General features: G+C 58.5%; 22 protein-coding genes. 5 read left to right on the plus strand and 17 right to left on the minus strand.

Translation table 11 applies throughout. The features are described 5' to 3' along the window. Nucleotides 1-169: 169 nt before the first annotated feature. Both ACODTB_RS10735 and ACODTB_RS10740 read left to right on the plus strand, forming a co-directional pair. A complete protein-coding gene (locus tag ACODTB_RS10735) occupies nucleotides 170-1,522 on the plus strand; it encodes a tetratricopeptide repeat protein (RefSeq protein WP_488929310.1) in 1,353 nt (450 codons plus the stop codon). 127 nt (nucleotides 1,523-1,649) lie between these two features. Beyond that, nucleotides 1,650-1,934, plus strand: coding sequence for a CopK family periplasmic copper-binding protein (locus ACODTB_RS10740; protein ID WP_488929311.1), 285 nt, complete (start codon nucleotides 1,650-1,652; stop codon nucleotides 1,932-1,934). Nucleotides 1,935-1,945: 11 nt separating this feature from the next. Here the strand turns inward: ACODTB_RS10740 and ACODTB_RS10745 are convergent, their stop codons facing one another. The 5 genes from ACODTB_RS10745 to ACODTB_RS10765 all read right to left on the minus strand — a co-directional run bounded on the left by ACODTB_RS10745 (nucleotide 1,946) and on the right by ACODTB_RS10765 (nucleotide 8,464). After that, complete coding sequence (locus ACODTB_RS10745; RefSeq protein ID WP_488929312.1) at nucleotides 1,946-3,316, minus strand: heavy metal sensor histidine kinase; 1,371 nt, start codon at nucleotides 3,314-3,316, stop codon at nucleotides 1,946-1,948. A 15-nt stretch (nucleotides 3,317-3,331) separates the two neighbouring features. Then, nucleotides 3,332-4,012 carry a heavy metal response regulator transcription factor gene (locus ACODTB_RS10750; RefSeq protein WP_444687897.1) on the minus strand — a complete coding sequence of 227 codons (681 nt, stop codon included), beginning with the start codon at nucleotides 4,010-4,012 and terminating at the stop codon, nucleotides 3,332-3,334. A 319-nt stretch (nucleotides 4,013-4,331) separates the two neighbouring features. Further along, a complete protein-coding gene (locus ACODTB_RS10755; RefSeq protein ID WP_488929313.1) occupies nucleotides 4,332-4,676 on the minus strand; it encodes a CzcE family metal-binding protein in 345 nt (114 codons plus the stop codon). A 244-nt stretch (nucleotides 4,677-4,920) separates the two neighbouring features. Continuing rightward, the gene (locus tag ACODTB_RS10760) at nucleotides 4,921-5,943 is read right to left on the minus strand and encodes a porin (RefSeq protein ID WP_444687895.1); all 1,023 of its coding nucleotides are present in this window, start codon (nucleotides 5,941-5,943) and stop codon (nucleotides 4,921-4,923) included. A 577-nt stretch (nucleotides 5,944-6,520) separates the two neighbouring features. Beyond that, nucleotides 6,521-8,464, minus strand: a complete 1,944-nt coding sequence (locus ACODTB_RS10765) for an LTA synthase family protein (protein WP_488929314.1) — start codon at nucleotides 8,462-8,464, stop codon at nucleotides 6,521-6,523. A gap of 632 nt (nucleotides 8,465-9,096) precedes the next feature. On the opposite strand from ACODTB_RS10765, the gene ACODTB_RS10770 reads away from it, so the two are divergent. Next, nucleotides 9,097-10,644, plus strand: coding sequence for a tetratricopeptide repeat protein (locus ACODTB_RS10770; protein WP_488929315.1), 1,548 nt, complete (start codon nucleotides 9,097-9,099; stop codon nucleotides 10,642-10,644). Between the two features lie 55 nt (nucleotides 10,645-10,699). Here the strand turns inward: ACODTB_RS10770 and ACODTB_RS10775 are convergent, their stop codons facing one another. The 12 genes from ACODTB_RS10775 to ACODTB_RS10830 all read right to left on the minus strand — a co-directional run bounded on the left by ACODTB_RS10775 (nucleotide 10,700) and on the right by ACODTB_RS10830 (nucleotide 19,693). After that, nucleotides 10,700-11,254 (minus strand): hypothetical protein, encoded by a 555-nt coding sequence (locus ACODTB_RS10775; protein WP_488929316.1) that lies wholly within the window; start codon nucleotides 11,252-11,254, stop codon nucleotides 10,700-10,702. Nucleotides 11,255-11,281: 27 nt separating this feature from the next. After that, nucleotides 11,282-11,734 (minus strand): Cd(II)/Pb(II)-responsive transcriptional regulator, encoded by a 453-nt coding sequence (gene cadR / locus ACODTB_RS10780; protein ID WP_488929317.1) that lies wholly within the window; start codon nucleotides 11,732-11,734, stop codon nucleotides 11,282-11,284. Between the two features lie 29 nt (nucleotides 11,735-11,763). Further along, the gene (locus ACODTB_RS10785) at nucleotides 11,764-12,387 is read right to left on the minus strand and encodes an SCO family protein (RefSeq protein ID WP_488929318.1); all 624 of its coding nucleotides are present in this window, start codon (nucleotides 12,385-12,387) and stop codon (nucleotides 11,764-11,766) included. 5 nt (nucleotides 12,388-12,392) lie between these two features. Then, the gene (locus ACODTB_RS10790) at nucleotides 12,393-13,049 is read right to left on the minus strand and encodes a DsbA family protein (protein ID WP_488929319.1); all 657 of its coding nucleotides are present in this window, start codon (nucleotides 13,047-13,049) and stop codon (nucleotides 12,393-12,395) included. Further along, nucleotides 13,046-13,498 carry a disulfide bond formation protein B gene (locus tag ACODTB_RS10795; RefSeq protein ID WP_488929320.1) on the minus strand — a complete coding sequence of 151 codons (453 nt, stop codon included), beginning with the start codon at nucleotides 13,496-13,498 and terminating at the stop codon, nucleotides 13,046-13,048. Before ACODTB_RS10795 ends, ACODTB_RS10790 begins: the two co-directional genes overlap by 4 nt. Then, nucleotides 13,482-15,602, minus strand: coding sequence for a heavy metal translocating P-type ATPase (locus ACODTB_RS10800; RefSeq protein ID WP_488929321.1), 2,121 nt, complete (start codon nucleotides 15,600-15,602; stop codon nucleotides 13,482-13,484). The genes ACODTB_RS10795 and ACODTB_RS10800 overlap by 17 nt, the downstream gene beginning before the upstream one ends. Continuing rightward, nucleotides 15,599-15,835, minus strand: coding sequence for a heavy-metal-associated domain-containing protein (locus ACODTB_RS10805; RefSeq protein WP_488929322.1), 237 nt, complete (start codon nucleotides 15,833-15,835; stop codon nucleotides 15,599-15,601). The genes ACODTB_RS10800 and ACODTB_RS10805 overlap by 4 nt, the downstream gene beginning before the upstream one ends. A 25-nt stretch (nucleotides 15,836-15,860) precedes the next feature. Beyond that, nucleotides 15,861-16,274: a methyltransferase family protein gene (locus ACODTB_RS10810; protein WP_488929323.1), complete on the minus strand. Its 414-nt coding sequence runs from the start codon at nucleotides 16,272-16,274 to the stop codon at nucleotides 15,861-15,863. 293 nt (nucleotides 16,275-16,567) lie between these two features. After that, entirely contained in the window at nucleotides 16,568-18,037 is a 1,470-nt protein-coding gene (locus ACODTB_RS10815) for a ThiF family adenylyltransferase (protein ID WP_488929324.1), read from the minus strand. Beyond that, on the minus strand, nucleotides 18,034-18,513 hold the full coding sequence (locus tag ACODTB_RS10820) for a hypothetical protein (RefSeq protein WP_488929325.1): 480 nt from the start codon (nucleotides 18,511-18,513) through the stop codon (nucleotides 18,034-18,036). The genes ACODTB_RS10815 and ACODTB_RS10820 overlap by 4 nt, the downstream gene beginning before the upstream one ends. Continuing rightward, nucleotides 18,510-18,989, minus strand: coding sequence for a hypothetical protein (locus tag ACODTB_RS10825; RefSeq protein WP_444691271.1), 480 nt, complete (start codon nucleotides 18,987-18,989; stop codon nucleotides 18,510-18,512). Before ACODTB_RS10825 ends, ACODTB_RS10820 begins: the two co-directional genes overlap by 4 nt. Then, nucleotides 18,986-19,693: a hypothetical protein gene (locus ACODTB_RS10830; protein WP_444687880.1), complete on the minus strand. Its 708-nt coding sequence runs from the start codon at nucleotides 19,691-19,693 to the stop codon at nucleotides 18,986-18,988. Before ACODTB_RS10830 ends, ACODTB_RS10825 begins: the two co-directional genes overlap by 4 nt. Before the next feature lie 451 nt (nucleotides 19,694-20,144). Here ACODTB_RS10830 and ACODTB_RS10835 point away from each other — a divergent pair, with 451 nt between their 5' ends. Both ACODTB_RS10835 and ACODTB_RS10840 read left to right on the plus strand, forming a co-directional pair. Next, a complete protein-coding gene (locus ACODTB_RS10835; protein ID WP_444687879.1) occupies nucleotides 20,145-20,516 on the plus strand; it encodes a helix-turn-helix domain-containing protein in 372 nt (123 codons plus the stop codon). Continuing rightward, the gene (locus ACODTB_RS10840; RefSeq protein ID WP_444687878.1) at nucleotides 20,500-21,111 is read left to right on the plus strand and encodes an ImmA/IrrE family metallo-endopeptidase; all 612 of its coding nucleotides are present in this window, start codon (nucleotides 20,500-20,502) and stop codon (nucleotides 21,109-21,111) included. The genes ACODTB_RS10835 and ACODTB_RS10840 overlap by 17 nt, the downstream gene beginning before the upstream one ends. Nucleotides 21,112-21,133: the final 22 nt, after the last annotated feature.

Raw genomic sequence — 21,133 nt, forward strand, 5'->3', positions numbered from 1 at the left:
GGCCCTTGCTAGACAAGGCGACTTGGATGCGTTATGCGAGGTTGGGCAACGCTACTTGCAAGGTGTGCAGGGCTTTCCACAGTACACCGATCTAGGCCTCAAATACCTATCCCACCCAGCGCTTTCCACTTCAGAGCGCTCCGCCAGAATCATTGCGGAAAGCCTTTCGTTGAGCGACCTCGTCCGACGCGACCTGGTCCCAATGCTGGTTGCCGCAGCAAGTGCTGGTTCGTCAGGTGCTTGCCTGAAGCTGGGGGTATGGCGTGGTTTGATGCAACTGGACGAAGAGCTTGCTCTCGAGCTATGGGAGCGAGCCGAAGCCTTGGGTAGTGCGACAGCCTCAGACGCTCTAAGTGCTTACAAGAGCTCCAAGGAAGGCTGTCTCTTGTCGGCATTGAAAGCTCTTGTCAAGGAGCCCGACGTCGCGGCCGAAGGCACTGTTGAACACGCGCTCTCCGAGGCCACACAATCTGGAAACTTTGCACTCGTCATTCGACTGCTCAAGTACGCAATTGCGCTGCCTTTGGAGCGAGGCTCAGCGCTGTGCGATGCCGTTTGCGGCGCCCTTGTCTTCCTGCAAAGCGTTCAGGTGTCTCTCCCCGAACTTGACAGTACGACGCTTCATGCCATCCTGGAGGACTGCGTGGGCCGAAGGAACGCCGAGGCTGCGTTGCTTTTGGGCCGCGCATTTTGCGGCATTGACACCGCATTTGCATCCTCCGAAAGTCTGGTGCCCCGGCGAAATCTCAGAGGGGGTACCGCGCTACTACTTCGTGCGGCGGATGCAGGTCTGAGCGAGGCTTGGTTGCTCCTCTACCGAGTCCACTCCGATGGCCATGGCTCCGTGGCAAATCCCCAGGCAGCGCTTTTCTTTCTTGAGAAGGCTGCCGCTAGTGGCAACGCCAATGCGCAACGTCAGCTTGGAGCAATGATTCTCAAATCAGCTACTGGCATCGCAGAGCAGGAGCTTGGGCTTCACTGGATGTCTCAAGCTGCAGCCCAAGACGACGTCATTGCGAAAAGCCTGCTGCAATCGTTCGTTCTTCCCGTGCGAGGAACTGACGACGACGCTCTACATGTCATTGAAGAGCTGGAAAAAATCGACCCCTGGGTCGCACATCGTTTACGCGTCTCGAGGCATTTCGGATTGACCAAAGCCGAAGCAACGTGCGTGGACGTTGTGTCCGGCGTAAGGTCATGGGGCCTGGTCGTTTCAAGCGGCGCGGCTGACCGCAACCAGAGAACCAGGTTTGGCCGAGCAATACCGGCGCTAAAAGGTCAATTTGTCGACAGCTTACGCGAGTCTGCAGAGTTCTTCCGACTCGCGGGTGAGGGCCCGGTGCTGTCCAACGCCGAGCAGCGACAGCGGTCGCAGAAGCTTCGATATCGACTTGACCGCAGCGGCGTCGATGAGTCCATGTTCTTTGCACAGGTCCCAACATCGACCCTCACCTCGCTGCGACAGGGCTCCAGTTGGGCGCAAGGGGTACGACAAACCTTGCGAACCGCAATTGCCAACTGAACGCCCTGTCCTGACAAAAAAGTAATGCTCAGGCAGCGCTCTCGTCACGGCCATCTGGGTAGCTTAGGGGGGTACGCAGGTACTCCGAAGCAATAGTGCTGTTCGGACAATCACAGAAGGAACATATATGAAAACGAAACTTGCCATCGTGGCCCTTGCTCTCGCCTCCACTTCCGTCTTCGCTGGGCACGCCGCCGTTGAAGCCGCCAAGGAAATCATCCCGCTCAAGGACGGAGGCAGTCTCTACATCTTCCCCGATGGAAAGATGGGCAAGGAGAGCCGGGTAGGTACCGCCGTCTACTTGAAGAAGGGCGAAGTTCTGGAGGCCGTAGATGGTCGGTCAATTCCTGTCACGAGCAACGAAGTGGCCCGCATGGACTATCTTCTGAACAAAGACCACAGCAACAACTGAATCGAGCTCACCTAGTGCAACGGGGACACCACCTTCTCAAATTCGAGGACAAAGGTGTTGGCCCCTGCTAGGGACCTCAGCTTGACTTGACCGTGGTGGGCTCTCATGATGGCTTTGGTGATAGCAAGTCCGAGGCCCAGACCTCCAGCATCCTTTACGCTCGGCGAAGAGAGTCGCACAAAGCGGTCAAAGAGCGACGCTTGAGAGGCAACAGGAATCTCTTCCCCCCTGTTGGTAATCGCCAGACTGACCTTCCCCTCAGCTGTGCTGATGCTGATGTCGATGGTGGATGCGGGCTGCGCATACTTCACTGCATTTGACAGAAGGTTGCTGATTGCTCGACGAATCATCAGACGGTCACCTTGCACTCGAGCGGAGCCCCTGACTGCAAAGTTCAGCGATTTTTCGCTTGCCGTCACGTCGTAGAAATCAACCAACGATTGAGACTCTACGTCGAGCTGGACGAGTTGGACAGATGGCAGAGCGTGCATGTTCTCCGTTCGCGCCAGGAAGAGCATGTCAGAGATGGTTCTCGCTTGGTCTTGCAATTCTTCCGATATCGTCTCAATCGTGCTTCGATACTCGTCACTGGTTCGTGATTGAGCCAGCGTGACTTGCGCAACGGTCAGAAGGTTGCTGACTGGCGTGCGCATCTCATGAGCCAGATTCGCTGAAAAGGCGCTCAGACGGTCAAAGTCGCCTTGAAGGCGATCCAGTAAGCCGTTCAATGAGTTCGCAAGTTCGCGCATCTCCTTGGGCCAACTCTGTGCAGCGATGCGCTCCGATAGCCTGTTCGCATTTATTTGCTCGGCTCTGGCCCTCATCGTAGTAAGCGGCTGTAGGCCACCTCGGCTTGCTAGCCAGCCGAGCATCGTGCCCACTATCACCGCGAAGCACACATACCCCAACGTCTTCATCGACAGCACGTCAAGGAAGTCCGTATGCTGGCGTGTGTCTACTGCGGCAATTACTGAGAGTATTTTTGAACCGTCTCCCCCTAGACTGACCTCGAAGCGCTTGGCATGAAAGCTGTGGACTGTCCTTCGCCAGTCTTTGGTCTCCCCAGAGCCCGAAAACTCTTCTGCCAGGCCGGTTGGCAACTGCAAATCTCGATGCTCAAATAAGTCCCCCGAGTCGCTGAGCACTTTGATGTAGAGGCCAGCATGCCCGGGCATGCTTGTAGCAAGCCAACCCCTCAGCTCATCCTCCGTCCGGCTGTTTCGCGCCGCTTCAGTTACGAGCTGAACCTTGCCCTGCAGGAGTAGCTCGTCCAACTCGTGAAATCGGCTGCTTGTCTCCCGAAAGACCAGCCATGAGAACCCGGCTAAGACAACCGCCAGCACGCAGGCGAACAGAATCGTCAATCGAGCGGTCAACGACATAGTTCTCAAACACTTTCAGGGCTCGGGTTCGTCAAGCACGTAGCCCATGCCACGCACTGTTCTAAGCAGCTTGGCGTCGAACGCGTCATCAATTTTTGACCGGAGCCGCCCCACTGCGACAACAATCACATTGCTCTCACTGTCAAAATTGATGTCCCACATCAGCGAAGCTATCAAGGTACGTGGGAGAACCTCCCCTCGGCGCCGCATGAAGAGCTCGAGAAGTCCGAACTCCTTCGCAGTCAGGTCAAGGCGACGACCCGCCCTGCTAGCCCTTCTCCGCACAAGGTCTAGCTGCAAATCGGCCACTTGGAGGGTTGTGGACTCCTGCGACTGAGTACCTCTGCGCAGCACCGTCTTTATGCGTGCGAGAAGCTCGGAGAACGAAAATGGCTTGATGAGGTAGTCATCTGCGCCCAATTCAAGGCCTTTGACGCGGTCTTCGATACTATCTCTTGCCGTAAGGTATAGAACCGGTAGATGAGGCTTCTTTCTCCGCAATGAGCGAAGCACCGACCATCCGTCAATTCCAGGCAAATTCACATCCAGCAGCACGAGGTCGTAGTCGCCCTCCGTCGCCTCGTGCAATCCGTCGACACCATCCCGCATCAGCTCGGTGTAGTACCCCGCTTCTCTCAGACCTTGCTTGAGGTACTCGCCCGTATGGGCTTCGTCTTCCACGATAAGAATTTTCATACGGCGACCGTCTCCAAGGGCCGGCAGTTTGGCACGTGAAGTTCTTCAATCTGGAATGTGACGAACATGTAATTCGGCTGACAGAGGGCTGTTGCACTCCGGGGCTAAATGGCGTCCTTTCGACAAGGAGTCTGGCCCAGACCCGCAGGGCGAGACGCTTTAGACGATAAAGCGCCTGCTATGGTCCACGTCCAGAGCGATGCCTGTGAAAGGCGGTGATTGGTCGCGCTGAAGCAACCTTCACCGCCATTCCATCTCACTGTGGTGCGAACATGAACCTGAGCTACTGGCCCACGAGCCAGGTACTGGTAGTCACCGATCAACGGCGATACAACGGACTCTTGGTCACGTAAACACGATAGTCCTTGCTCGTAAACCCGGCAGGTGCGAACTGGGCGAGATCCCAGGAGCGACCATCCAAACCATTGAAGGTCCACGAAAACTTTTTACCGCCCGCGCCCATAAAAGAGACCGTTTCCCCATATTTGACGTTGGCGTACTTGGTTGCTTCAACGTCCACGATTCTCGAGCCAGCATCCGTGCTGGCCGACTGGCCTTGGACCGACTGACCATTGCGGAACGTTTCAGCTGCAGACACTGCACCCAGAGTGCTGGTGAATGCGACTGCGATTGCTGCGATGCGGAGTGTTGAAAGTGCTTTCATTTGGAACCTCAATAGTGAATGGAACTGACCCTTGAGCTAGGCAGGGTTGCCCTCAAGAACCGACATCAACTTTAAAAACGAGGCTCCTACAACATTGAGATTGAAGAATGACAAATCCGTCATGTTGCTCAGGAGGACGGCGATTTCTTCGCTGCGCGCACACGAAAAAGCACGCAGACCTGCCATACCGGCCAATCTGCGTGCGAGAAGAACCCGAGGTCACCCCGAGAATCGGGGTATCTGCTTAGAAGGTGTGGCGCAGGCCCACTTCGAAGCCGGAGGAGTTTTCACCTCCCAGCATGCCGGCAGGAGGCGTTCCGAGGACAGAACTACGGGCAGCGCCGTCGTTGCTGATGCGGCTATACGTGGTGTACAGCGCCGTACGCTTCGACAGGTCATGCACATAGCCGATTGCCAGACGACTGCTGTCGTCGCCATCTGCATAGCCAGAGCCCACTGGACCACCAGAACGATTGGCGCGCGTGTAGCCAACGCGGATAGTGCCGGTGGCAACAGGAACGCTGGCGCCGATGGAGATGTCCTGCGTCTTGCGGTCACCCCAGGTCTTCACGTCATACAGCGTGTGCAACGTTGCAAAGCCAAACATGTAGTTGAACTTGACGTTGTAGTGTTTGAAGTCGGAAGGCGTTCCGACATCGGTTACACCGTACGCCACACCAACGTCCATCGCCGAGTTCTTGTATCCGAGCCCACCACCCGTATAGCGGTTGCCCACAATTCCTTCGCTTGGCGCGACTTGAATCTGGCCATACACGCCACCCATGGCGGGCAGCAGGTAGCTGATTGCATTGTCCGCGCGGAGAACCGTGCTGGCCACGCTGCCCAGGTTCGAGCCAGCTCCATAGAGGAAGATGCCGCGTGAGCCAATACCCACGATTCCAAACTCGTCGCCCAGGCCGTTCATGAAAGTGGGGGTGTAGTCACGACCCAGTCGGACTTCACCGAATCCACCACTCAGACTCACTGTCGAGCGGCGGCCAAAGAACTTTGCGGGGTCCGCTGTACCCGTGTCCACGGCGAACTGTGATTCGAGGTGGAAGCTGGCTCTCAGGCCACCACCGAGGTCTTCCACGCCGCGCAGGCCCCAGCGACTGGTCATGTTGTCGCCAGAGGCAAGTTGAGTTTGCGACCCGGCAGATCCGTTCTTCACCGAACGCACCGCAGCGTCGACAACGCCAAACAGCGTCACAGAGGATTGGGCGCTTGCGACGGTGGACACAGCTGCCAGCGCAGCGAGCGTCAGCATTTTCCTGTTCATATTGATTGCTCCTAGTTTGGGTTTGGTACGCACCTCCAACTGCTCTCGTCGCGGCCACTGGCAGCAAGAAAGCTTGGTGCGATACGTAGGCTATGGGCACAACAAGGAATGAAGCAGGTCGGCCCCGAGTTGCAGAAACAATCGCAAGTGATTTCTCCTACAGGAGGCGCCATCTGTATGCTGGCGTCCACGGGCTCGCCGCACTCGCGCTCATCACAGCCACGAAATCTATGGACGGGAGTGCAGCGCTCTAGCCATAAAAAGATGTCAAGGCGGCACACGTTCTTGAGGCGGAGAGTTCTGTTGAAGACCGGAGCAATCAGGTGTGCGCAGCTCAAGCTGAAGGCTCGCGTCTGAAAGAGAAGCGCCGCAGGCATCGCATCGGAGAACAGGCGCGAACTCCGAAGGAGAGCAACGGGCCGATGCACCCGAGGGGCTTCAGGTGGTACTACTGATAGTCAAGTCAGTCGATGAGTGGCGACGAGTGCGCCATACCGTGCTTCTTCGAACAACGCTTGATTCGCCCCGCAGAGTCAGCGTATCCGCGAGACGTCTCCACCTCGACTCAGCGATGCCATTGACGTTGATATGCCCATTGGGCGTATCGAGCATGCGCTTGTGCGGTCTCCACCAGTCCTGGGTCGCCTTCCGGCAAATCACTCAACACCCCTTTGGCGTAGCGCATGACCCTGGCGGGACGGTCTGGCTGCAAAACTGCCAGACGGTCGCCCTCCATGTATGCCTGAATCTTGTCGAACTGGAGAATGGCTCGACCCACTCGCGCGCGTTGAGCTGGGTCACTCATATCCCGGCCCATCCAGGGACTCTCCCCGCTCAGACCCATCAACGACACCAGGGTCGGTGCAAGGTCTATCTGACTTGCGATGGACGCGATGCGTTCCGGCGAGCGAATCGCGCCTCCAAGAATGAGACCTAGGATGTGAAAGCGTTCGACCGGTATCACGGACGGTCCATACACTCTCGAGTTGTGGTCAGCCACCACGAGGAAGAGTGTGTTTTGCCAGTACTCAGAAGACTTGGCCTTCTCGAAGAAGCGTCCAAGTGCATGGTCCGCATACTTCACAGCGTTGTTGACCGTGCTTCTTGGTTGCTCATACAAGTCGAAGTTGCCGTCCGGAAACTCGAATGGCGAGTGATTTGAGGAGCTGAGCACCAGACCGAAGAATGGCTTGTCCTTAGGCTGCTGAGTGAATTGCTGGTGAGCGAGTTCGAACAGGTCACCATCGGATGCGCCCCAAGTACCTATGAACGCGCTCTTCGGCATGTCCTTTTGCTCTACTACACGGTCAAAGCCGTTGCCCATGAAGTAGCTTCGCATATTGTCAAAATGCGACTCGCCACCGTAGAAGAACGTCGACGTGTAGCCATGCGGCTTCAAGAATCCGGCGAGGGTAAAGAAGTCACGTTGGGACTTTGCCAACTTCACGGTGCTTACCGCAGCCGTCGGTGGGAAGCCAGCCACCACTGCTTCAATCCCCCGCACTGAGCGAGTTCCTGTTGCGTAAAGGTTTTCAAACCAAATGCCCTCATCCGCTAGGCGGTCAAGGTTGGGAGTGAGGGGAAGACCTCCAAGCCGCCCTACGAACTCGGCACCGAGGCTCTCCTCCAGGATAAGCACGAGATTTAGTGGCCGCGCTCGCGGCTGCAAGCTCGCTATCTGATGGCGCAACGGCACCGAAGGGTCTCGAAATGCAGTCGAGGGAAGGCCTGTTTCACGGCGAACGATTTCTACGACCTTTGACTCGGGAATATCCGCGTACGTGATGCCGCCTTCTTCAGCCTTTCTTGACTGATAAATTGCATAGCTGACTGTGTAAAGGGAGCTCAGTGGAAGCTCGTTGACCAGGTGGTCGGTCGTCACTGCAGCACTCGCCGGGTTGGCCGCTCGGTGGCCGAGGGCTCCCCGAGCGCTTACAGCCAACACTGCAAGGAGCAAGACCGAGAGCAACGGCGCTTGCCAGAGACGCAGCTGAGCGGAGGCACGAACGGGTTTGCTCATCCGCCAGTAGGCCAATGCCAGAAGGGGGAGAAGGACTGCAGTGAAAAGCAGATGTGGCCAATAGTCCTTTAACAGCGTGCCACCCACTTCCTTTCCATAGCCGAGGTACTCGACAAATAGGTAGTTGGGGCGGCTGTCGTACTGACCAATGAAGGCTGGTGTGGCCAGCTCCATGAAAGCCACCAGCAGCACTGCCACTCCGCCGTAGCAGCGCAGAAAGGTCGACCACCAAAGACGACTGCCACGATACAGCGCCATCCAAGGTGTTGCAGCTGCGGGAAACACCCAAATCATGCCAACAAGAACCAGGTCGAATCGGAGACCCTCAAGCAGGAGGTGCCCCCACGCGTCAGCCTCCGAAATGCGACTCGCCTGCCAGAAAGACATGGCGAAACGGGATACCCACAGCATGGCCAGCATGCATGCCATGGGAATGAGCAACGGTCGCAACACGACCATGAGGCTTTGCAAAGTTGAATGTGCTTCCAACTCGCGATGACTCGTCAGAGCGCTCCCTAGCCGGCGGCTAGAAGCGGCACTTGTCTTCAATTTAGATTGAGATTTCTTCGAATTCCAAAGCGGCATGCTGGTCTCAGCGCATAGTCGGACTCTGCGACGTCCTCAAGCTCAACACCTTCCTCCGTAGCCACGAAAGCACAAATGAAGTGGTTAAGAAGAAGGTCGTGTTCGCAGGGGGAGGCGACGTAGAGCAAACGGCCACTCACGGCGAGTCACCTCGCGCAAGGCAATCCCGTTCTTTAACGGACAAGGTACATCCTGGCGTCACCGCTCGAACGTGCGCAACGTCGCGAGAGGAATCTACTGAGGGACAAGTTTCTAGATGCTTGCGTCTTGGTTAAAACGAAGTCACCTTGTCGTTAGAAATCTGCACCTGCATAGCGCGGTAGACAGTGCTCTTGACGACGTCAAGGTATGAGCTGCAGCGGGACATCGATGCTCACACCAACACGACGCGCGTCACGTAACAGCCTCGTGACGCATGCGTAATGAGCACGCCACAGTTTGGAAACCACCTCGTAGATAGATTTCCCGGTGAACGGTCACAAGTGTCCGCAATGGTGCGACATGAGACGCGAGACCATCTAACCGCACGGGAAAGAATGCGACGACAAGACGTACAGCTGCTGACACTTGCGAAGCAAGGCGACCGCGATGCTCTTTGCGAACTCGGGCAACGCTACTTGCTGGGTACTGACGGGTTTTCGCAGTACATCGACCTCGGGCTCAAGTACCTCTCGCATCCCTCTTTAGCGGACTCTGAGCTGTCGGCAAGAATCATCGCTGACGCGCTGCCGCTGAGCGAACTGGTTCGACGGAGTCTTGTGGTTGTGCTTGCATCAGCAGCAAACGGTGGTGCAGCTTCCGCGCGCCTCAAGCTAGGATTTTGGCGCGCGCTGACACATAGAGAGGTGGATTCCGTTCACCGTCTGTGGGGCCAAGCGAGCGCAGACGGATGCCAACATGCGGCAGCAGCAATGAACGCGCTATCGGGCGGCAAAGAAGACTCAATGAAGGTCGCCATGTCTACACTTGCCTCTCTCCCTGAGATAGACGCTAGTGGAACGATGACTCAAGCACTGTCGTCGGCTGTAAAGAGTGGCGACCTGGATATTGCTGCTCGTGTCATGGAATACGCGGTTTCAATGGAAGTGGAACAAACCCCGGAACTCTGTGATGCTGTGTGCATTGCGCTGGTCGCAACCCAAAACCAGCGCATGACGTTGCCGCAGATGGATAGTGGTCGACTGCAGTCGATGCTGGAAGACTGCGTGAAGCGGGGCAACTCATCTGCCGCCTTGGTCTTGGGTCGCGCCCTATGCGGCATCGATTCGGTGTTTGCGTGGTCCGCCAGTTTGACCCCAAAGCGGAACGTCCGTGGCGGAACAGCTCTGCTCTTTCGCGCGGCAGACGCTGGGATTGAGGAGGCGTGGTTGCTCCTCTATCGGGTACACGCGTATGGCCAGGGGTCAGTCGCCAATCCACAAGCTGCCAGATTTTTCCTGGAGAAGGCTGCTTCAAGTGGAGACCCATGCGCGCAGCGTCAACTTGGGGCCTCGATACTGAAGTCGGCGCTCGACATCGAGGCGTTTGAGGCTGGCATGCATTGGATGACGCTGGCAGCGAACCAAGGTGACGCGATTGCACGGAATCTCTTGGGCACGTTCGTGCTTCCAATTCGCGGAGAAAGGAAAAGAGCCTTCGACGCGATTGACACCATCGCTCGTCTGGATCCCGGCGTAGCTCATCGTCTCCGCATAGCAAGAAACTTTGGACTGACTCGAACAGAGGCCATGTGCGTTGACATTGCCTCAGGCTCTAGGCCCTGGGGATTCGTTGTCTCCAAAGATGCCGCTGATGAAAGACTGAGGTCTCGCTTTAGTCGCGCGATTCCAGCTCTTGAAGCAACTTTTTTGGACCATGTTCGTGAGGCTGCTGAGTTCTTCCGACAAACTGGTGAAAGCGGCTCAGTCACGCGGGGTGACCGTCGACTGAGAGAGCACAGGCTCAAGTACGTCCTTGAACTGTGCGACTTTGACGAGTCACTCTTCTTTGCACAGGTGCCAACCGCCACTATCGCAACACTTCGGCAAGGTGCAAGTTGGGCGCACAGTGTCAAGAAAACGCTACGTACTGCTTTGGCCAACTAGGCCGGGAAGCCAGGTTTGGTCGCCATTCGACACATGCTTTGGCACCGGAGCAACTTCAACGATACATCTTCCACAATCCCCACCAAGCCGCTGGTGCGAGGAAGAAGACGCTCGCCATTCCTGGAAAGTAGCCGTAGTTCTCACCCGTGAAGAATGGCAAAACAAAATGCGCTAGCTCGGTGATGCCCATCGCGAAGAAGAACGTTGATGCCAGGTAGTACCCAAACGGTAGCCTTCGCTCTACCAGCCAAGGGATGAGCAGCCACGCGCCAGCGAAGATGTACAAAAGCGTTCCCAACAATGTGCCGCTAGGAGGCGCTGGGACGCCAGTGATTTGTGACAGCGCGGGGAAGAATTCCAGGTGCCGCTCTTCCAGCTTGTGCCCGATGAAGAGCAGCAGAGTTAAAAGGAACGGAGCTCGGATATCGCGGTATGAGGCGTTGGTTGGAACCAGCAACCAGACGACTAGCCCACCAAGGAAGCCGAAAGAAAAGAGAAACGCCGCCACCCAGCCGAGAAGGACGTAGCCCAGCATCAGGACAGCTATGGTGAAAGCAAATGCCGAGACGAGCAACAAAGCTGACTTCTTTTGAATGACGTGCTCGGACATGCTCTTAGACCTTAAGGAGGGACTTCTCTATGACCGTCCAGCCTCCGCGCACATCTCAGTGGCTGAGCAACACGAGGCCCCCTCCTTCGCCGACGCGTCCATAAACGACTCCAGGATGGCACAGGCGTGAGAGGCGTCACCGTCGCAGCGGGCGCGTAGTGAGCGCAGCTGCTTGTCGAGCTCTCGCAGCGCGCTCAGACGACGATGCACATGCTCAATGTGCCGGTCGAGCAGTGTGTCGACCTGTGCGCAGGACTGGTCAGGCGCTGCAGCGTAGTCAAGCAACTGGCGAATTTCGGTCAGAGGGATTTCCAGGGACCGGCATTGCCGGATGAAACGCAGGCGCTCAAGATGGTGTGCGGCGTACAGTCTGTGGTTGGAAGACTCTCGCATAGGCGCCTCCAGCAGACCTTCGCGCTCATAGAACCGGACGGTCTGGACATCGCACTCTGCCTTGGCAGCAAGTTCGCCGATTTTCATGGTGCTGGCTCCGTCATGGGGGTGGCACGTCAACCCCGGTCGTGTTCCATCAGCGTGCGCAAGTCATTGGCCACTTGCTCAGCGCTTTGCTCGTGGCGCAGCGCCAGACGCAAGCGCCCTTGCGTGTCGAGCACGTAAGTCAACGCCGTATGGTCCATTGTGTACGAGTCACCCGCAGGCACCTTGGAGAAGTGAATCTTGTACTCCTTGGCCATGTCGGTGGTGGCCTGCACGTCTCCGCGAAGCGCAATGAAACTTGGATCAAACGCGGCTGTGTAGTCACGCAGGATTTGAGCGGTGTCACGCTCCGGGTCGACGGAAACCAGAACCACCTTCACCCGCTTGGCATCTTCGCCAAGCAGCTTCTGCACCTCCACAGCCCGCCCAAGGGCAGTTGGACAGACATCGGGGCATTGCGTGAAGCCGAAGAACATCAGAACGTACTCGCCCTTGAACGATTCCAGGGTGCGGATGCGACCTTCCGTGTCGGGCAGCGAGAAGTTGCGACCGAAGTCGGCGCCCGTGAGGTCGATGCCGGTGTAGCTCGGAGGCTTCTTGCCGCAGCCAGCCAATGCAAGCGCGGCACCACCGAGGGTGGCCACCAGGTACGTACGTCGGTTGAACAGGGTCGATTTCAAAAAGGGTGAATTCATGTCGTCTATCGCTTGTTTTCTACTTCTGCCTTGACCATGTCCAGCAGCACTCGTGGGTCTGGGCTTGGCAAGGGTTTACCGTTCACAAAGAAGGTGGGCGTGGCTCGAACGCCCACGGCCTTCACATCGGCCATGTCCTTCTCAAGCATCTTTTCAGCCGAACCAGCGGCCGCGTGCGCACGAGCACGTTCGATGTCGAGACCACCCGCCCGGGCGTACTCCCAGGCGCGCCCGATGGCGTTCACGCTGTGGCTGGCCCACACAGGTTGCGCCTCCAACAGTGCCTCCATCACAGGCTGGTACCGGCCCTGGTCTCGCGCAGCCTCGAGGATTTGGACTCCGACCACGGATGCTTCGCGGTGAAACGGCGTGTACCGAATCACCAGGCGCACGTCCTTGGGATATGCGGCAAGAATCTGCTTCACGTACGGGTAGAAGGCCCGGCAGGCCTCACAGGCGGGGTCGAAGAACTCCACGATGGTGACCGGCGCCCTTTCCGGCCCCATGATGGGAGAGTGGTCTCGGACGAGGATGCCGAGCTGGGCTTGAGCTTGTTCGAAGGCCCGCTCGCGCTCGTGGCGTTGATAGAGGAAGACTGCCGCTGCGAATGCTGCGATGGCCACGACGGCGGTGATGAGAACGATGTTGGTGCGGCGATTCATTTGTGGGCCTTCGAGCGGACAAGCAGCATCAGCAGGGCAATGGCACCAAAGGCCAGGGCCGCGAGCATCGGCAAGGGCAGACTGCCCAGGATGGTCATGTCGGCGCTGGTGCAGGAGACGCCCTGGCTGCAGGGCGTGATGCGTTCAGGAATCAGGCCCGTGTAGAGCAGGCTGTGAAACAGCGCCACGCCAAAGCCTGTCAGAGCCAAGGGCAGCGCGTAGCGCCAGGCGGAGGCGTCAGAGCGCAAGCTCGCCACGCCCAGCACGATGGCCAGCGGGAACATGAAGGCACGCTGGAACCAGCACAGGTTGCATGGCGCCTGGCCCATGACCTCTCCCACGAACAGCACGGCGAGGGAGGCTATCAGGGCGACCAGCCAGGCGGCGAACAGCGCAAGCCAGTATGGTTTGGCTGCCTCTGGCGCTGCAACTTCAGTCAACTGAGGCATCGCGGTTCCTGATGAGGCGGGAAGAGTTGGCCAGGATGCCGATGTCAGGGATGGACTGCAGGGCCGCCGCATAAATCGGTGGCAGCAGGCCAAACGCGGCCAAGGACAGGCCGACCAGGTTGTACAGCGCGGTGAAGCCGATGTTGACCCGCACCACACCCATGGTCCGGCGCGCGATGTGCACCGACTCGGCGACCAGGTGCCAATCCTCGCGCATCAGCACGATGTGGGCAGCTTCCATCGCCACGTCGGTGCCGCCGCCCATGGCAATGCCCACGTCGGCCTGGGCGAGTGCCGGCGCGTCGTTCACACCGTCACCCACCATCACGACCTTGTGTCCTTGGGCCTGAAACTCCTTGACAATGCGAATCTTGTCCTCGGGCAGCAGGCCGGCACGGTAACCCAGACCCAAAGGTCCTGCAATGGCCGCTGCCGTTCGCTCGTTGTCACCGGTCAGCAGCTCGATGCGGCTGATGCCCGATGCCCGAACTGCCGCGAGAGCGTCGGCCACTTCCGGACGCAAGGTGTCTTGCGCGGCGAGGATGCCCGCAATTTGACCGTCCACCACGACGTACAGGAGGGTTTTTCCTTCAGCTTCGAGGCGCCTGGCGACGTCTTGCGCGGCCACCGGTTCTTCCCCCGCAATGAACATCCGCTGATTGCCCACCTCCACGGTCTTGCCTTCGACCACCGCACGCACGCCACGGCCCGGCATGGCGGCAAAACGACCCGGTTCGCTCAGCGCGATGGAGCGACTCTCGGCCAGCCCACGCACGGCCTCGGCCAGCGGGTGCTCCGAATGGCGTTCGGCGGTGGCCGCCAGGTACAGCAACTGACCCTCATCCAGCGAACCGAGCGTCACCACATCGGTGATGCGCGGCTTGCCTGTGGTCAGCGTCCCGGTCTTGTCGACCACCATCACATCGCATGCCACCAACGCCTCAATGACCTTGCCGCCCTTGATGAGCAAGCCCTGCCGCGCTGCGGCACCCACGGACGCCATCATGGCAATGGGCGTGGCCAGCGCGAAGGAGCACGAGCAAGCCACCACCAGGACAGCGACAGTGGCCAGGATGTTGCCGCTGAGCAGCCAGGTGAGCAGCGCAATGCCGGCCACCACGGGCAGGTACCAGGCGCTGAATTTGTCGGCCACGCGCTGAACCTTGCCGCGATTGGCCTCAGCGTCCTCGACGAGCTGCAGCGCCCGGCCGAAGGTGGTGTCGCGCCCGATGCGGTCGGCTCGCAGCTTGAGGTGCCCCAGCTTGGCCAGTGTGGCCGCGAAGACCTTGTCGCCCGGTTCGGCCTCGACCGGCATGCTCTCGCCGGTGATGGCGGCCTGGTCGAAGGTGGCTTGGCCTTCAATCACCGTGCCATCGACGGGAACGCGCTCGCCGGGGCGCACGACCACGACGTCACCCGGCACTACCGTTTCGATGGCTACCTCTTGTTCGATGCCATTGCGCAGCACGCGGGCCGTCTCCGGCACCAGGGCCGTCATCTCCTTGAGCAGTTTTCGCGCTCGCTCGCTGGTGAAGCGTTCGGTGAACTCGCCCACCCGCATGAAGAAGACGACGATGGCGGCTGTCGCCCACTGGCCGATGGCCAAGGCGGCAACCGCGCCCACCGTCATCAGTGTGTGGCTCGTGATTTCTCGGCGCAGCGCGCTGCGCAGCACGTCCATGAAGATGGGATAGCCAAACGCCAGGACAGCCGCGAGGCCGGCCCACCAAGGTACACGGGCCGTGATGGCATCGAACAGTCCCAGGCCTTCGCCCATCACCACCACGAACAGGATGGCACCGAACAGGATGCCGAGGGTGGCGAAGAGTTGGCGTTGCAGGGCCTTGGCCTGCAGCACATGGGACGGCTCAGCGTCAGCCGAGGCGGCAACCGGTTGCGGTACGGAGAAGCCCACCTTCTCGATGGTGGCGCGCAGTGCATCAGGAGTCGCCAAGCCGTTGTCGAACTGAATGACCGCCTTCTCTGCATTGAGCAGCACGTCCGCGTTCTGCACGCCTGGCACCTTCATCAGTGCGCGCTGCGCCTTGCGGGCGCAAGCGGCACAGTCCATGCCGGCAACCGGCAACTCAAGCGTTTGAATCATGGCTGCGCGGCGGGAACGTCGAATCCGGCCTCCTCGATGGCGGTGACCAGCGCCTCGCGGGTCACGCGTGCCGGGTCGATTTGAGCCACTACGTTGGCAGACTCAAGAGAGACTTGGACTTCGGAGACACCGGGCAAGGCGCGAACGGCCTTGTCAACGCTGCGCACGCATCCACCGCAGTCCATGCCGCTAACCGGCAGCGTGAGGGTTTGGAGGTTCTGGCTTGGAGACATGGTGGTCCTTGATAGGTGGATGGATTCAGAGCCAACGGCGGACGCTGGCGGTGTAGGAGTCGAAGTCGGCGCCGAAGCGTGCACGCAAGGCTGTCTCTTCGGGCTTGATTTGCAGCTCGTTGAGGTAGAACACAAACACCGGCAGCAAGACAAATGCGGTCAGCTTGCCGAGGTACAGCGCGAGTGCGAGGAGCACCAGCAGGAAGCCCAGGTACATGGGGTTGCGGGTGTATCGGTAGACGCCGACGACGACCAGTGAGGACGCCGCAGCGGGCGTGCGGGGGTCGACCGTCGTGTGGGACTGGCGGAAAACGACCACGCCTGCGAGGCAAATGGCCAGACCAATGCCCGCGATGGCGGCTGAAAGCGCTTCCTGGCCTTGGCTCAGTCTCGGCAGGAGCATCCCGGCAGGCAAAGCCCACATGAGCACAGCAATCATCCCCGCCAACGCTAGAGGCGGGACTTTCAGGGCCCAGGCACTGGAGCCTGAAGAGTGGGGTTGATTGCTTGTTGCCATCGTCGCATTCCTGTATGCAACGATGCTAAAACCTGTAGTAGGTACAGGTACAAGCTGTGGGGTTGTCACTTCGGATGAGCGGCGCAGCGACCTTCGGAGCCAACAAGTGTGCGGTTCAACCCTCTTTTCGTGCCATCAGCGGACTCCGCATTCGGCAAGCCGAGCCCGTTGCACAACCGCCGCGTGATCGGTTTGCCGGTATTTGCCATTTGCCACTAATCCTGGGCGGGCGTGTCCTGGAGCAACTCGGCCGCAGTGCAGCGCACACAACGAAGGTGCCGCCGCTGCGGACTCATCATGAGGGGCGATGGTATTTTGAACACATGTTGATTCCAGCCCTCACTGATATCAGCACTCAACTGAACATCGCGCAATAGCATGATGAATCCGGCAACACCGGCCAAGAGCGAAGAGAAAGAGAACGGCACATCGACGGCGCCCTTAGCATCGTCTCGAAGAACCCGACCTGTTGCACAAAGCACGGGCAAGACAGAGCGCAAGGGTTCACCCTGTATGCGCTCGAGAGGTATGCCCTTTTCTGTTGAGACCTTGAGCGCCTCCTGAGCAGTGAGCTCCCGAGATGAGGAAAGCAGTTCGCGAACGACTTCTGGATTCAATCCCGTATGCCTGTGGAACCTTGCCACCTCATCCATTGGGTTGTCGACAGGTTCAGGGTAGGCGCAAAAGAGGCATCCGCGTCCTTGGCCTGGAACATACTGTCCTGCGCCGATGTAGCTCTCGCTCGTCCACATATTGATAGTGCGTTTCGGGCACTTCAATGCAGCCTGTCGACGAGCCTCTTCGGAGTCCAAGCCGGTGACAACGCGCTCGAGGGGTCGCTTGTAACCTTGGTCTCGGCAATAGGTGTTCATATCCTTGCTGTGAGGCGTCACTGTCAGCTGCGCGTGCCCGCGCAAACGCTCCGCGATTGCCTCGACCTTTGACGTCCCCGCGCTCCCCGGTCTCATAAAGGCATAACGCTGACCATTGCCCGACCCGTAGCTGTCGCTGTCGACGAGGTTCAAGTCCCCGGTAACCTTCCTGGGCCATTTCTCCAGCAGCCAGGCCATCCCGTGGGTTACGGCACCAACACCAAACACATGCGTTTCCCCAAAGTCCATGTCCGCGAGCTCGAGACCCCGCGCATTGAACAGTTCTCGCACATCAGTCGACCAGTTGCCCAAGGGCTTTGCTCCGTAACCCGCAAGCTCGCTCTCAAAGCAGATTCGAAAGACTTGCGCTGCGGCAAGACCCGCAGCGAACGCAGGCCCAACGGGGTTCAAGCTATCTCCACATGCGGCGCTTTCACCAAACGCCACGTGCCAGCCATCGGCCCCCACTTGGATGGAGGGCGAAGCTGCTTGGGGCGCGGGCACCCCGATACTCACCACCATGTCATACGGCGGCTCCCAAGCCACACGCAGCCCGTTTGTAGGAGCACCGCCAGAACGCGCGGCCTCTTCGCTGACGCTTAAGGCGACTTCAGCTTGCTCACCGCTGAAGTCAAGGTTGGGCCAGAGCCTCCCTAGCGTGTCCGAGAGCACGGTGGCAAGAAGCATGGCGCTTGGGGGTGTGCTGGCAGAAGGCAACGTGATTGCGATGCGTTTCCCGGACAACATGGCGACCAGTTTGTCACTGCCGAATAGCGCCACCAGGGCTTGGCGATTTTTTTCAGTCGCGCTCATGAGTAAACCAACCTATCCCGCGCTTCGACCGTTGACCACAACCGCCAGTCATCCTCTTCGCGTTCGTAAACATTGGCACCTTCGCCCAGTTGAAGTCCAAAGCGACCGTAGTGCGGAACGATGATGCTCAGGGCTCCGACATGACGGACGACTTCCCATTGACGGTCAAGACGGGACATTCGCACATCAGCACCAGGGTGGGTATGCAGCTGAATAACGCTGCGCCTCCCCGCTTTGAAGTTTTCGAGCTGGATCCGCTGTAGCTCACTGCCAGCGATGTGCACCCATACGCCATCGGCTTCGAATCCAGGCGTCTGTGCAGGCACGATGCAGCCGTCTACTGTCAAGTTCTGGACATGCTGGTTAGCAACGTGTGCGGCAGACCAGATGGCAAAGACCTCGTGCGCACCCACGAGAAATGCCTTCTCCGTCTGGCCTATGACGTCCAGGCTCAGTTTCCACTTTTGAATCTTCATGCTAGTGATACCCCTGGCTTGTTGAGGTCGACCTGAAGTTGGATGACGAGTTGCAGCACACTCAATCTGCCGCTCTCACGAACGGAGGCCCATGAAGTGTCCTGATGGCTGCTGTGGTCGTGATACTCCCTCCAGCCTAGAAAGCAGAACCATGGCCACGGTCGCTGGTCTTCCTTGCTAGCGTGAAAACCAAGGCCGACAGGAATCTGCTGGCGTCCAGACAACATGCGCTCTCCAGACGGCGTTACCCACCAACCGCCCACCGGTCGGTACGGGTAATCCGTACCGTCTACACGAAGCCGGATGGTCCGCCCTTGGGCCGGCCAATCCAGGTCTACGTCTAGATACGGGAACGCGTAGTCGGCAAGGCGAACCCCCACCGATGCATACTGTTCCCGACCAGTGAGCAGCGGCCGTATCGTCATCTCAAAACTGGCTTTGGCCAGCGCGGGATGGACGATGGCCACCGCGCTCATCCGCCGCCGCCGTTTTTCTTGGTAATCGACAGCACATGCCCGTCACGCACACCCGCTGCCTTCAGCGTTGCGTTTACGTCGAGCGGGCTCGTCCCCAGATTGCCGTCGACCATGTCGAACTCATGTGCATTGGGCCGGTCACGCGGGGGCAAGCTCTGGCGAATGGCCCGCAATACGGTCAAAGCTGCAGGGAAGCGCCGCACCTTGGCTTCTCCATCCAAGAGAACGGTGACCTCGTAGACGCGGTCTTCTTCCATGCGAGGCACAGAGATGAAGTCGTCTTGCGGCTGAAGCACCACACGGTCCGTGGGCAGCAGCAACTCGTCGGCCAGACCATCCAGGTCAAGCCAGATGTCTTGCTCTCCACCCCCTGCCCATGTCAAGAGCTCAGCAACAGAGGCCTTGCCTTGCCGCCCGCCGCCGTAAGCGGTCAGAGGCTGTTCGTTAAGCGTTGCACCGATGGGATTGCGCATCACCGGGTTGTCGGGAAGCTGCGGACTTCCATCGCCGACACTGAAACGCTCGCCGCCGCGAAGCACGATGATGTCGGTGGGGTTGATGGCGATATCGACGTCACCGTCGATTTCGAACACCAACTGCTGGGGCGGGACAACGCTCGCCAGGTCGATAAGTTCCTGGCCGCGTTTCGCACCAGGTTGGGTTTCCAGCTTGTCGCCGGCGATGTGGATATCGATTGCCTTCATGGCATTTCCTTTTCAAGATAAGACTTTTTGCTGACGGAGAAAGACTCCGCCACCTTCAAGGCCTTTATCTGGATGGGTTGACGCCTGGGCTGGACTCGATGACACTAGCGGCTACCACACCGGGCTCGTGTTTCACGCGTCCAACTCAGGGGGTCTATCCAACCAGGTTAGACCCCTTGTTTCATTTCAGCTTCTTCATCTTTTTCCTTTCTGGCGCCTAGGCGCCTTTTTTGTGCCGCAACTTTAGCCATTGACCATATTGGCTCTGCTCGACAGCGTCAACCACATGGATGCTATCCAAAACCGCGTATTTAGTCAAAGCATGTTGTTTTTGCAAACTCAAGAGTCATCATTGTTGACTTTGTCACGCAACTTGCGGCACAAATGTCAAAGATGTTGACATTCTGGTGCGGTGCACATAGAATTTTTTTAACTTTCGGAGAAGCAGCACGTGATTGACGAGACGCGCCTCTACCGGCTGGTTGGCGAACGCCTACGCAAGCTGCGTGAGGATTTCGAAATGCCCGAAGGGCGCATGACCCAAGCAGGTCTTGCTGCGCTAGTAAATTTGGAGCGAACATCCATCACCAATATTGAGAAAGGTGTGCAGAAGGTGAGTCTGCACGCCCTCTACGGGATCTGTGACGCGCTCCAAGCCAATGTTGCCGATGTCCTTCCGTCTCCCTCAGAGGTGGAGCGCGAGAAGGCTCTTCCTGAACGTACCGCGTTGGAGTACGGGGGACGGACGTATACCGCTCCCCCAAAAGCCCTTCAAAGAATTTCAGCCATCCTAGACTTGGACGACGATGACACGCAACCGTAACCCGGCACAGATAGAACGCTTGGCCCAAGATGTACTTCGGCAGGCCGGCGCGTTAACAATACCGACGGATGTCGACAAGGTCGTAGAAAGTTTGAGGGTGCGTGTGCACGAAGAGGACATGGAATCAGATGTCTCTGGAGTGCTCATCATCAAGGGGGACCAGCGGCATGTCCTGGTGAACAAGGAACATCCATCCAATCGCAAGCGGTTCACGGTTGCTCATGAGCTCGGTCATTTGGTGCTCCACGACGATGAAGCCGAACGAGATGAGAGTGGCAATCGGATGTTCATCGACCGGCAGATTCGGGTCTATCAACGAGTTGGCGAGCCAAGCTCTGCGGTCTACAAGCAAGAAGGCTCAATGACTGATGTCTGGCAAGAAAGAGAAGCCAATGCGTTTGCAGCTTGCCTTCTGATGCCCGCACATCACGTCACACGCGCCGCGCTCGAGAGAGATTTGTTCGACGAGCTTTCGGTCGCGTCGCTCGCCAAGAGCTTTGGGGTGAGCGAGCAAGCGATGTCTATCCGGCTCCAGCAGCTCAAATTGGTTTCTCCCGACCTGGGCTCATCGGACGACGACGCATCAGGTGCGTAGGCGTGTTTGACTGCACGCTGCA

The sequence above is a fragment of the Hydrogenophaga sp. FG152 genome, from assembly GCF_057809615.1.